We start from the raw sequence: 12,626 nt of genomic DNA on the forward strand, positions 1-12,626 counted from the left end.
AACTTCAACAAACACAATGAAAAAAATTGTGATCTCTTAATGACCCCAGTCATCAGCGGGAGCGCCATATGGTAACGGAAACCCGACTATCTTCTGAGCAGCTCTATTTTAGCTGCGATCCTGAATTACTACCGTTTAAAACAACCTCTACGCTTGAGCCTTTTACCGGATTTTTTGGTCAAAACAGGGCGATCGAAGCGATGGAGTTTGGTATAGGTATGCGTCGCCCAGGTTATAACCTGTTTGTGATGGGCACGCCTCATACCGGCCGCTTCTCTTTTGCGATGGAAAACTTAAAAGCGGTCGCTAAAAAAGAGAAAACGCCAAAAGACTGGATCTATCTTAATAATCTACAAGATAACCGCCATCCTTTAGCGATTAGTTTCCCGGCGGGTAAAGCGCAATCCTTTAAGCGGGATATAAAGCAGATTATTGAGGGGGCATTGTCGGAAATGCCCGCAGCGTTTGAAAGCCCGACCTATCAACGCAAGAAAAGTAAAATTGAGCGTGATTTTAATCGTTATTATGATCGCGCGATCGATGCTGTCGAACGGGAAGCCCGTGAACATAGTATCGCGGTCTATCGCGATGCGGGCACTATAGGTTTTACCCCGGTTGCCGATGGGCAAGCGATGGACGAAGCGGTTTTCTCTCAGTTGTCAGAGGATGCCCGTGATGCCTTTACTAAAGCGATCTCCGAGTTAGAAGACCAGTTAAATGAGGCGCTAACCGGTTTGCCTCAGTGGCGTCGAGAAGCGGCGGAGAAACTAAAAAATCTTGATCGTGATACCACGCGCGAAGCTATCTCCCCGCTCTTCCAACCGATCAGAGAAAAATACGCCAACCTATCGGCTGCGATGGATTATTTGGCGGAAATGGAAACCTCGCTGGTTAAAAATTGCAGTGAAATTGTGGGCGACGATAAGGTGTTAGAGCCGGTTACTGATGCGGCTCGACGTAGCTACATGGAGAGCAATTACGGGGTTAACCTACTGGTTGATAATATAAAAACCAAAGGGGCTCCGGTGGTCTACGAGGCCCACCCTAGTTATGAAAACCTGTTTGGCCGTGTGGAATACAACACGGAGATGGGGGCCTTATCAACCAACTATAAGCTTATTCGTTCTGGGGCATTACATCAGGCGAATGGTGGCTATTTGGTTATGGAGGCGGAGAAGTTATTAGAACAGCCGTTTGTTTATGGTGCGTTAAAGCGCGCCTTAAAGTCCCACGAGATCCGTATTGAAAGCCCTGCTAGTGAATATACAGGGATCAGTACCATCACATTGTTACCACAAGCGGTGCCATTGACGGTCAAGTTGGTACTGATCGGCTCTCGCGATATCTACTACTTATTACAAGAGCTGGATCACGACTTTGAAAAGATGTTCCGCGTGGTGGTCGACTTTGATGAGGATGTAAAACGTACACCTCAGATGGTACGCAGTTATGCACGGTTAATGAAAACCTTAGCCGATGAGGAGGGTTTAGCCCCGCTAACACGTCGTGCAGTCGCTCGACTGGTGGAGCACAGCTCCCGGCAAGCGCAAAACCAAGAGTTGCTCTCTGCCCATATAGGTGAGCTCGTTGATCTACTCTGTGAGGCGGATTTTAAACGCATCCAAGAGGAAGATGAGTTAATCAATGCTGACCATGTTGAGATGGCGTTGAACGCGAAAGAGCGTCGTACTGCACGTATGGCTGAGAAGATTGAAGAAGGTATTGTTGAAGAAACGGTATTAATTGATACCGAAGGTGAGGCGATAGGTAAAGCAAACGGTCTCACCGTATTGCAAGTGGGTGATGTGGCGTTTGGTACGCCTGCACGTATCACTGCGACGGTCTACCCCGGTAGCCGAGGGATCGTGGATATTGAGCGAGAGGTTACGCTGGGTCAGCCGATCCATTCCAAAGGGGTGCTTATTTTAAGTGGCTTTTTAGGCAACCAATACGCAAAAGACTTCCCTATGACGATGTCTGCAAGTATCGCATTGGAGCAATCATACGGTTATGTTGATGGCGATAGCGCTTCCCTTGCTGAGGTCTGCACGCTTATATCCGCCCTAACCCATATTCCGATCAGTCAGAACTACGCCACCACTGGATCGATTAATCAGTATGGTGAGGTGCAAGCGATTGGGGGGGTAAATGAGAAAATTGAGGGTTATTTCAATCTGTGTAAAACACGGGGGTTGAATGGCGAGCAGGGGGTCATTATCCCTAAAGCGAATATCCGTAACTTAATGCTGAAGGCGGAAGTCGTCAATGCGGTTAAAGCCGGTGAGTTTTCCGTTTATGCGGTTGCCCATGTTGATGAGTGTTTAGAGATACTGATGGGGCGCAAAGCCGGTAAGCGGAAAGAGGATGGTACGTTTACTCAGCGAAGTATTAATGCACAAGTGGTTAAACGCTTACGCGAAATATCTAGTGCTAAAGCGGACTAAGCCTCATACCTTGTGATTAAAAAGGGTAAAAGTTGGTGCAAGCTAGTTCCATGCTCGACGCTTTACAGATAATATGCACGCTATTAGTGCAACGGAAGCGTTGACACTATGGCTATACCAAATTGTGACGGCCGGCATTGATGATAGAAGGGGGATTCAATGCCGGTCTGTCACACTCCAAACAAACCGCGGTGTTGACCGACGATTTGCTCAGATTTATTCCACTAAACCTAGTAGGTCTAGCTACTTAGAACTCTGTCACAAGGACAAGGTTTAAAGTATCAGTTTCTTCATTGCTGTATGACTCTTCACGAACATACTCTGCAACAACAGACGCATTTTCACCGAATGAGCGCTCTACACCTAGAACAATACGTTCTTCAGCTAAATCAGTAACATTCTGGCCATCATCTGTTTCACTGTAGCCTGCAAAGATTTGACCGTCAGCACCAAACACGTTAGTTGCATAACCTGCATTTAGGTGTAGGAAGGTTGGGTCGATAGATGTGTTGTCAGCATCAATATCAATATACTCTGCAGATAGCGCTAGCGCACCGACTTCATATAGGCCGTTTACACGCCATGCATCGCCTGCTGGAAGGCCGTTTAGATCAGCAACATCGCTTAGGTAGCCCGCACCAAAAGACAAGCCTTCAGTTACAGCAAAATCAGCGCCTAAACCAATAGTGTCAAGCGTGTCACCATCTTCAGCACCGTTAAACGTATAAGCATCAAGGGTTACGCTGTCGTTGCCCCAGCTAACCATTGCCATGCCTTCTTTGATATCGAAAGCATCGTCAGTTAGTGGATCAGTCCATGAGTTGCTGTTAATAACAGCAAATGGAACAGGTGCTTTACCAACAGTAAGAGATAGGTTGCTATCTGGCGCACCAATAACAGCATAAGCTTCAGTTACGTCTAGTTTTTCAGCGTCTGAATCGTATTCAACTAATGAGGAAAGGGTCACATTCTCATTAATTTTCGCTTCAATACCCAGCTCGAACGTATCAAGAAGCACATCATTTGTGCTGTTGCCACCGTCTTCTTCAGAGTGGGTTGCAAGTATCTCAACGGCACCTGAAACGGAGACATTATCAGCAAAGCCACCGGAGTTAGTGCTAGAAACGGTTTCTTGTTTGGCGATCGTTGCTTGTTGAGCAGCAAGTTGTGATTCAAGCTGCGCGATGCGTGCTTTCATTGCTTCTAGCTCTTCTGCAACGCCTGCAAATACAGGAGAGGAGATAGCAATAGTTGCTGCAACGCATGTAGCAACGGCTGTTTTTTTCATGGTTTTTATGTTCCCTTCATCTTTTCAAGTGCAATTAAGTTATATTATAACATTTTGTTTGTCGTAATGTGTATATCTCGACAGCTAAAAAATAGCCTCTGCCTTCGCTGAGTAGCACGCGCCTAACTTATTAAGAGGGACATGTGGTTATCCCAAGCAATATGCGCAGGAACGGAGAGCTTTATTTTCTCTTTACGTTGAGTTTGGCAGTTATAACGGTAGCAATACCCTCTGCCCGTACTGATTAAAAATTCTTCTGGGTGGTCTGTGTGCGCTAAACCACAACCGTCACGGCTTAGGGTCGATGCGATGAATTGCTGTGTATCAGCTTGCCAAAACGTCACCAAGTTACCTCGAGGTGAGGAGATGGCGGCAATGCTACCACTCTTATCAAAGCGTGCGCTCCCACAATAGTGTTTCATCGCTTGATTTGTTACTGAGGGGGCGCGAACTAAGGATAACGGTTGCCCCTGACGATGGAAGGCCACGAGGGGAACATCATCGGTTTTGCTGCCTTGATACTGTAAGCCAATGACAGCCGTTCCCGCCTGATTAACATCGAAATGCCGAATGCTAAGCTGATGATGCTTGTCCGGCATAAATGCCTGTTCTAATAAAGTGCCGGTGTGTAGGTCTATATAGGCTAAGGAGGGGCGCATGCTCTCTAGATTGAGCTTTTCTCTGCCTTTGTCCGGGTGTGTCAGTATGCCGCCATTAGCAACCACTAAGGTTTTCTCGTCGGCCATCATCTTCAGTTCATGGGGCCCAATACCGCCAGAGCTGAACTGTTTTATCACGCGGTAGTTGTCTGCAGTATCTCGAATCACGATTAACCCACGGCCTGTGGCTATCTCGTTCTCGGTTGATATAAGCCAGCGACCGTCGGGCGAGTAAATCGCATGGCCATAGAAGTGTTGCCCTGCAGCGCTTGTGATGCGTTTTATGAGTGCTTTTGACCTGTAGTCGACCACATCAATGAATGTCTCAGGACGGCGGCCTACGGCAGCCAAGACCGGTTCATGGGGGTGCGTGGCGATATGATGCGCACGGGCAGGTAAACGATGGCGCAAGGTTGTCTGCCCCGCTTGATCGATAACAAGTAGCTCATAGCCCCCTGCTTCTGTTTTGATCGCAGAAGCAAAGAGGTTCGTTTTGCTGGTAGCAAGAAGTGAAGGGCTCAGCAGCGTACATCCAAGTAGGAGGCTGAACTGTCTACGACTAATCTCCATCACGGCTATTGAATCCTAGTAAAAGTCCGAGCGCAGGCATGCTTTGATCAAGGCTCGTGTGTAGTTGTTCAAGTTCTTGAGAGATGAGTAATAACTGCTGTCTTACCGCCGGCTCTTTAATATGCTGCGACAGGGGTGTAGGTAGCTTTGTTAACGCCGACTCGATCGTGATGAACTGTTGTTCGATGCCTTCAGCTAAGTCTGTGGCGCCCTCCTCTTTTAACAGCTGGAACAGGTTATAAGTGTTTATTCCGCTATAGAGGTGATGCAACGACTGGATGTTCATCTGTATATTTTGCAGTGCATTTTGGCTGCGCCAGCTTTCTAAACGTCGCGCTTTTGCTTTACCTTCATTACCTAAGGGTCGGAGTATTTTGAGGTCTCGAATAACTTCCAGCTGCTCCACTTGAGCTTTCATGATATCGATGCTCGCTTCTTGAGCTGTTTCGTAAATCCCCTCCTCTGAGGATTCTGTGCTGAACGCTTGCTTATAGGTTTGCCATTCATCGGTCGTATTTTGTGTTTGTAGCACTAAATATTCACTTACCGCGTGAAGGAATTGGCAGCGATAGGGTGTGGTTTCTATCTGTTTTAGCGCATTGTCAGCGAAAATGATGCGCTCAATCGCGGGTAAGCCTTTGACCGCAATGCTGGCTGTTTTGAAAAATTCGGGCTGTAAGGCCGCGGGGTCTTGTGCGCTAAGAATAACGTTTAGCTGCTTTGAGGTTAGGTTTTTCTTATCGGGCCAGAATTGAATCGTGTAATTACGCATGAGTAGTTCAATGGGGCCAAACTGCACGTGCTGTATGCCCTGCCATGCGTTTAGGGTTTCAATAAAGCTGGCTTGTGTTTGCTTGAGCGTGGTTTGACTGGGGGCTTTACAGAGTGATGCGCTGTCGGCGGCTAAGTGCTTACTTTTGTCTGCGAGGGTTTGGTAGCCCGGTAAAATGTGTTCATTCACTGCCGCTTGGTTGAGCTTTAACCAACGCGCTTGGCTAATGTCCGCAGAGGCGAAGGGTATAGTTAGCAGTAGCGCTAAGCTCATTGTGCTGTATCGGGTAATAGATAGCAGGCTCATTTACAGAGACTCCAAAAATTTAATGAGATTGTGTCGATCAGATGTAGGCATGTTTTTTACAGTGAGTTTTGCTTGTTCGGCTTCGCCGCCATGCCAGAGGATCGCTTCAAGCAAGGTGCGAGCACGGCCATCATGTAAGTAATGGGTCTTTTTACTGACTGTTTGGGTTAGGCCTATTCCCCACAAAGGCGGGGTTCGCCATTCTGATCCACTGGCTTGATACTCGGGTCTGTTATCGGCCAAACCCGCTCCCATGTCATGGAGTAGGAGGTCGGTATAAGGCCAGATGAGTTGATTGCTCAGTTCAGGCAGCGCAGGCCTCGTGCTTGTTTTAAAGGTCGGCTGGTGGCAGTCAATACAGCCGCTATTATAGAAAATTTCTTTCCCGGCTAACACCTCTGTTTTGTCGGCGTCTCTTCGGGCCGGTACGGCAATATGACGGGTGTAAAAAAGTAACAGCGCTATCATGCTGTTGGGGGCTTCAACCCCGTCCAGATGGGCGCTGCCACCATGGGGCAACTGTAAGCAGGCTTTTTGCTGTGGGGTGCATTCACCGTAGGGGTTGTTTGCATAAGGGGTGGAGATGCCTATATCCCCATTAAACGCTGCATTGTTTTGTTGATTTAAGGTGGCTGCACCGGCCTTCCAGCCAAAGCGGCCAAGGCTAAGTGTTTGGGTTTGTGGGTTCCAAACGTGATTAGCTTTGCCTGAAATACCGTCGTTGTTTTGGTCGTCAGGATCGCTTAGCGCTAAAATACTTGCGTCTGGAATGCTCTCTAGTAAGCCCAAACCGATCATTGCCGGTGCGATACGAGGTGAAAACATCGTATCTGGATGCAATGGGCCATAGCCTAAGTGAGTAATGGAGTAGTTGGGCCGGCGTAAGGCGACTGATTCGCCATCCGCTAAGGTGACTAACTTCTCGGTATAACGGATTTTTAAGTGCCCTTCTGCGGCTAAACCGGTTACCGCGAAGTCTTGTAGCTGTGTGCCATAGGTCGGCTCAGGGATGACCCCCTGCTGGCCTGAGGCTAAGGCCTTAGCCTGTTCTTCGTTTTGGGCGGGTATGCTTAAACGTAAAAATAGAGACACCGCGTTATCGGCGGGCCAGTCGCTTTCAGGTGTATGGCCACGGCCATCTCGTACGTGGCATTGCATACAGGAGCGTGCATTGTAGAGCGGTCCTAAACCATCGCTGGCGGTGGTTGATGATGGCGCAGGGACCCAGAGTTTTTTAAAGATGCTGTTACCCAGCTTAAAATCTAATCTTTTTTCAAACGCAAGGTTGGCGGCGGGCTGACTAAAAGCATGTCGATTTATGGGGTGATGATGGGTTGTGGCACCGCCCTGCTCTACCTCTTCTGCGGCAAACTGTATCTCCGTACCTTCTGCTGCGAAGAGCTGAAGGGAGAAAAGCAGATAGAAGTAAGGGAGTCGCGTGTACACAGTATTTTTCATCATCTATAAAAAGGAAAATCCGAGACAGAGGCCTCGGATTCTATGATTGCCCTTCAGTCGAGTTACTCAGCGCTAATGGAGGCTGGGTTATCTAAACTGTCTGAACCTTCGAGTTCAACACCTTCAAGTTTTAGCACGGCGATTGCATCCTCAATGGCTTCCGCTTCGGCTACTAAGGCATTAACAAAGGTTTGTACCACTTGGTTGCCTGCTTTGTTGTCGACGCCAATCAACACATCAAAGGTATTTCCTTTCGTTGCTTCATTGACCATCGCTTGAGCCGCGGCTTCTGTTTTTTCTAGTTTGTTTCTAAGGTTTTGATCGACAACGGGTGCTTGGCTTTTAACCAGTTCAGCCAAACTCACACCTGAAACCACAGAGCCATCAACGCGAGTGTACTGGCCTAAGTAAACGTTCTTAATCCCTTTTGCATCGTAGAAGTGGGAGTTGTGCGTGTTGTCAGAGAAGCAGTCATGCTCCTCTTCTGGGTCATGGAGCATCAACCCTAGTTTTGTACGTTCGCCCGCGAGTTCGCCGTAGGCTAAGCTACCCATACCTGTGAGAATCGTTGCGATACCTTCGGCCGGTGCTTTAGTTAATAACTCGCTACGTGCCGCGCCTTTAGGTGCCCAGTTGTTTGCCATCTCATCGAGGTCATCGATCAGTAGCTCTGTGGCAGCCATTAGATAGTCGCGGCGGCGGTCACAGTTACCATGGGTACAGTTATCAAGGTCAAAATCCGTTGCGGGGCGATTGCCCGCACCTGGATTATTACCATTCAAGTCTTGTCCCCAAAGAAGGAACTCAATGGCGTGATAGCCGGTTGCAACATTCGCTTCGACTTCATCGATTTCGTGTAGTGTTTCGGCAAGTAGCTGTTTGTTGATGTTAGAGGCATCGATCTCAACACCGCCGACACTGAGCTTTTTGTTGGCAATGATATTGGCTGCGTAGAATGGGTTTTCGTCTGACTCGGCACCATAGCTGGTGGCTACGTAGTCAATAAGCCCTTCATCCAGTGGCCATGCGTTTACTTTGCCTTCCCAGTCATCAACGATGGGGTTGCCAAAACGGAAGGCTTCCGATTGCTGGTAAGGGACGCGTGCGTTGATCCATGCTTGGCGTGCTTTGACTAAATTGCTTTCGGTTGGGGCCGCAAGAAACTGATTAAGAACGCGATGTAGTTCTTTGGCTGTTAGAAGGGAATCTTCATAGGTCGCGTGTGCAATATTGGCGTAGTTATCAAGAATATCGGACTGAGCGGGGGTTGCTGCGAGAACGGGGCCGCATAAAACCGTCGATATAGCCACTGCTACGCATGACTGGCGCAAATTCATAAATCAATTCCTATCTATTTACAGTAATAAATTTTTGTAGAGGATAATCGTAATGAGAATAGATATCAATAGCAATTGAGAATTAAGTGGGTATAAATGTCTAAGCGGCCTCGCTTTTCCTTACTCGGTTAAGGGGCCGCGCCAGAAAGCCACTGCTCGGCCTCTACAATCCATGCGTCTTGGCCATTGGCACGAAACCATGAGTCGACAGCGTATGCGTTATCGGTGCCCTTTTCGATAATAGCGGCGCTGTTATGGGGGGCATGCAGGGTGAACAAGCCGCGATGCATGTTACCGCCAACCCGGTGATATTTAAGTAAGGCCAAATTATCTAAAAGAAGTAGATAGTTGCTGGTATTGCTGGATTCTGCGACGCAGTCGAGTTGATGGCTTTTAAGGCTAAAGCCAAATGCGTTCTTAGCTAAATCATTTTCTGTGTGCAATTTAGGGCCGGTGATTGTCTCTAGCTGTCCAATCGCGTGGGCTATCTTGTTGCGCTCATCTTCGGCCGAATCGGCTAAAGGGGTAAACAGTAATTGAACCTGTTCCATCTCCTGTTTGGAGAGCTGTATGGTTTCAGATTGAGTGCAGCCAAAGTTGTGGCACAAGGTCATCTCCCCAAGATGGGTAGGGGTCGATAAGCCGTATGTTTTTAACCAGGCGTCGGGCGTACTATCGGTGTTATAACTACAACCGCTGCAACTTATCAGGAGGATAAGTGCGCTATAAGTTAGCGTAGTCTTCTTCAAGATGCTTGTCCTTTAGATTCACGTAATTAGAGGCGCTATAACTGAAAAAAGTGCGTTCTTTTTCTGTTAAGGGACGCTGTTGTTTGGCGGGGCGACCGACATAAAGGTAGCCGCTTTCTAACGTTTTACCGGGCGGAACAAGGGTGCCTGCGCCGATAATCACTTCATCTTCTACCACCGCGCCATCCATAATCATGGCGCCCATGCCGACCAGTACTTTATTGCCGATAGTGCAGCCGTGTAGCATCGCTTGGTGGCCGATGGTGACATCAGAACCGATGATAAGCGGGTAACCGTCAGGGTTATAAGGGCCTGCATGAGTAATATGTAACACGGAACCATCTTGCACACTGGTGCGATCGCCTATGCTGATACGGTGCATATCGCCGCGAATGACCGTAAGTGGCCACACTGAAACATCATCACCTAACGTTACATCACCCAGCACGACCGCCGTTGGATCGACAAATACACGCTCCCCAAGTTTAGGTGTCATGCCTTGATAGGTACGGATTTTCATATTTTATTACTCGAATAAGGGGTAAAAAAACCATTATGACAAAATTACGGGTGTAAGTTTAAATAGAATTGTAATTGAAAAATTAATTTTTGATCCCATTAAAGAGGTATTACCCCTCTCTTCAGGAGCATATTAGATGAGCAACCCAATGCTTGAGCCGCAGTTATTACCTGCTTTTAGTTCGATTAAACCTAATCATATCGAAGCAGCGATTGATCAATTATTGGCGGATAGCCGGGCAGAGGTTGAACGTATTTTAAGCTCAATGACATCACCCACATGGGACAGTTTAGTCGCCCCGATGGAAGAGATGAATGACCGTTTAGCTAAAGCATGGTCGCCGGTCTCTCATATGAATGCGGTGGTTAATACGGATGAGTTGAGAGACGCTTATAACGCCTGTTTACCTAAGTTGTCTCAATACTGGACAGAGATGGGGCAGAATCAAGCGCTGTACCAAGCGTTCAATGATTTTGCAGAGAGTGACAACTTTAAACAGTTAGATGAGGCTAAGCAGAAGGTCGTCACTAATACCCTAAGGGATTTTCGTCTATCTGGTATCGCGTTAAATGGTGATGGCCAAAAACGCTATGCAGAGCTACAACAGAAGCTCTCAGAACTAACGACGAAGTTCTCCGAGAATGTTTTAGATGCCAGTAACGCATGGAACAAGCTACTTAGCGACGAAAGCGAGTTGGCGGGTTTGCCGCCGATGGCGTTAGCTGCGGCCAAGCAGATGGCTGAAGCAAAAGGGTTGGACGGGTGGTTAGTCACCTTAGATTTTCCCTCTTACCTGCCGACGATTACGTATGCGGACAATCGCGAGCTACGTAAAGAGGTGTATACCGCCTTTGCGACACGGGCATCAGATCAGGGGCCAGGTGAAGGCAAATGGGATAATTCATCTGTGATGACGCAGATTCTTGAGCTGCGTTTAGAGTTGGCGAAATTATTGGGGTTCAATAATTACGCGGAATACTCCCTTGCCACGAAAATGGCCGAAACAACCGATCAGGTTGTACAGTTTTTGAACGATTTGGCAGAGAAAAGTTTACCGGTAGCTAAGCAAGACTATCAGCAGCTTTGCGATTTTGCTAAAGAGGAGTTCGGGGTTGAGGACCTGCAAGCATGGGACCTTGCTTACTTTAGTGAAAAACTGAAGCAGGCTAAATACGCTATTTCTGAAGAGCAGATTCGCCCTTACTTCCCCCTTCCTAAAGTGTTGAATGGCCTATTTACGGTCGCAGGAAAACTGTTTGATATTGAGATCAGTGAGGTGGATGAGTTTGACCGTTGGCATAAAGATGCACGGTTGTTTGAGATTCGCCGTCAAGGGGAGGTGATTGCACGTTTCTTCTTAGACCTTTATGCCCGTGAAAAGAAACGGGGCGGCGCTTGGATGGATGATTGTCGTGTACGTCGCCGCTTAGCGGACGGTACGCTTCAGCTTCCCGTTGCGTATTTAGTGTGTAATTTTAGTTCGCCGGTGGGGGATGATCCTGCTTTATTGACCCACAACGAAGTCACCACCATGTTCCATGAATTTGGTCACGGTTTACACCACATGCTGACTCAGATCGAATCGGCTGATGTGAGTGGTATTAATGGGGTTGCTTGGGACGCTGTTGAGTTGCCAAGTCAGTTCTTAGAAAACTGGTGTTATGAGCCTGAAGCATTGGCGCTAATCTCCGGGCACTATCAGACGGGTGAAACCTTACCCCGTGCCTTATTAGACAAAATGTTGGCAGCGCGTAACTTTCAATCCGGTATGATGATGGTGCGTCAGCTTGAGTTTTCACTCTTCGATTTCTGTTTGCACCGTGACTACGAGCCTGGTGTAACCGATGTGCAGAGCTACTTAAATGATATTCGTAGTCGCGTAGCGGTCATTACGCCACCTGAATTTAATCGTTTCCAGCACAGTTTTAGTCATATTTTTGCCGGTGGGTATGCCGCAGGATATTACAGCTACAAGTGGGCGGAAGTGCTCTCAGCCGATGCGTTCTCTCGGTTTGAAGAGGAGGGTGTGTTTAGTGAATCTGCAGGTAATGATTTCCGTCAGCACATTTTAGAGATGGGTGGGTCCCGTGAGCCGATGGAGCTGTTTGTCGCTTTCCGTGGGCGCGAGCCGCAAGTTGATGCACTGCTTCGCCATTGCGGTATCCAAACCGCAGCTTAGAACCCTAAAAAGGTAAGGGGCCTTTCCGGTCGCTTACCTGCACCGACAAGGTGAGTTAGAGATAAAATTATGAGCATTATAAAACGATTTATTGCCGGCGCCGTTTGTCCCCGTTGTGGTGAAATGGACTGTATCCGCACCTTTCGAGATGAAGAGCGGGAGTATAAAGAGTGTATCCGCTGTGATTATGAGGAATCGATGCGGCTTGATGGTGCACCTGAGATTGAGGAGTTAGAAACGCGGGTGAATCGAGAAAATGGACCTGAAATTGAAGAGGGCGCGCAACCCTTACTGTTTACGGTTAACCCCAGTGCGGGTCGAAAGGACCACTAATCCGCTCTAGG

10 protein-coding genes are annotated in these 12,626 nt (G+C 48.0%); 3 read left to right on the forward strand and 7 right to left on the reverse strand.

Features of this window, described 5'->3' with window-relative positions; genetic code table 11:
- Nucleotides 1-68: 68 nt before the first annotated feature.
- The gene (locus A3773_RS08110; protein ID WP_067984862.1) at nucleotides 69-2,444 is read left to right on the forward strand and encodes a Lon protease family protein; all 2,376 of its coding nucleotides are present in this window, start codon (nucleotides 69-71) and stop codon (nucleotides 2,442-2,444) included.
- 247 nt (nucleotides 2,445-2,691) lie between these two features.
- Here the strand turns inward: A3773_RS08110 and A3773_RS08115 are convergent, their stop codons facing one another.
- From A3773_RS08115 to A3773_RS08145, 7 genes are all read right to left on the reverse strand, one after another.
- On the reverse strand, nucleotides 2,692-3,732 hold the full coding sequence (locus tag A3773_RS08115) for an LbtU family siderophore porin (protein WP_067984864.1): 1,041 nt from the start codon (nucleotides 3,730-3,732) through the stop codon (nucleotides 2,692-2,694).
- Nucleotides 3,733-3,854: 122 nt separating this feature from the next.
- A complete protein-coding gene (locus A3773_RS08120; protein WP_067984866.1) occupies nucleotides 3,855-4,961 on the reverse strand; it encodes a DUF1513 domain-containing protein in 1,107 nt (368 codons plus the stop codon).
- Nucleotides 4,951-6,039 (reverse strand): imelysin family protein, encoded by a 1,089-nt coding sequence (locus tag A3773_RS08125; RefSeq protein ID WP_067984869.1) that lies wholly within the window; start codon nucleotides 6,037-6,039, stop codon nucleotides 4,951-4,953. The genes A3773_RS08120 and A3773_RS08125 overlap by 11 nt, the downstream gene beginning before the upstream one ends.
- Complete coding sequence (locus A3773_RS08130) at nucleotides 6,040-7,500, reverse strand: di-heme oxidoreductase family protein (RefSeq protein ID WP_156473473.1); 1,461 nt, start codon at nucleotides 7,498-7,500, stop codon at nucleotides 6,040-6,042.
- A gap of 59 nt (nucleotides 7,501-7,559) precedes the next feature.
- Entirely contained in the window at nucleotides 7,560-8,834 is a 1,275-nt protein-coding gene (locus A3773_RS08135) for an imelysin family protein (protein WP_067984873.1), read from the reverse strand.
- A 128-nt stretch (nucleotides 8,835-8,962) separates the two neighbouring features.
- Entirely contained in the window at nucleotides 8,963-9,583 is a 621-nt protein-coding gene (locus A3773_RS08140) for a hypothetical protein (protein ID WP_156473474.1), read from the reverse strand.
- Complete coding sequence (locus A3773_RS08145) at nucleotides 9,558-10,103, reverse strand: gamma carbonic anhydrase family protein (RefSeq protein ID WP_067984876.1); 546 nt, start codon at nucleotides 10,101-10,103, stop codon at nucleotides 9,558-9,560. Before A3773_RS08145 ends, A3773_RS08140 begins: the two co-directional genes overlap by 26 nt.
- 136 nt (nucleotides 10,104-10,239) lie before the next feature.
- Between A3773_RS08145 and prlC the strand changes: the two genes are divergently transcribed.
- Entirely contained in the window at nucleotides 10,240-12,282 is a 2,043-nt protein-coding gene (gene prlC, locus A3773_RS08150) for an oligopeptidase A (protein WP_067984878.1), read from the forward strand.
- Between the two features lie 69 nt (nucleotides 12,283-12,351).
- On the forward strand, nucleotides 12,352-12,615 hold the full coding sequence (locus tag A3773_RS08155; RefSeq protein ID WP_067984880.1) for a YheV family putative zinc ribbon protein: 264 nt from the start codon (nucleotides 12,352-12,354) through the stop codon (nucleotides 12,613-12,615).
- The last annotated feature ends 11 nt before the right edge of the window (nucleotides 12,616-12,626 follow it).

It is taken from the genome of Neptuniibacter pectenicola, from assembly GCF_001597735.1.
GTDB lineage: Bacteria > Pseudomonadota > Gammaproteobacteria > Pseudomonadales > Balneatricaceae > Neptuniibacter > Neptuniibacter pectenicola.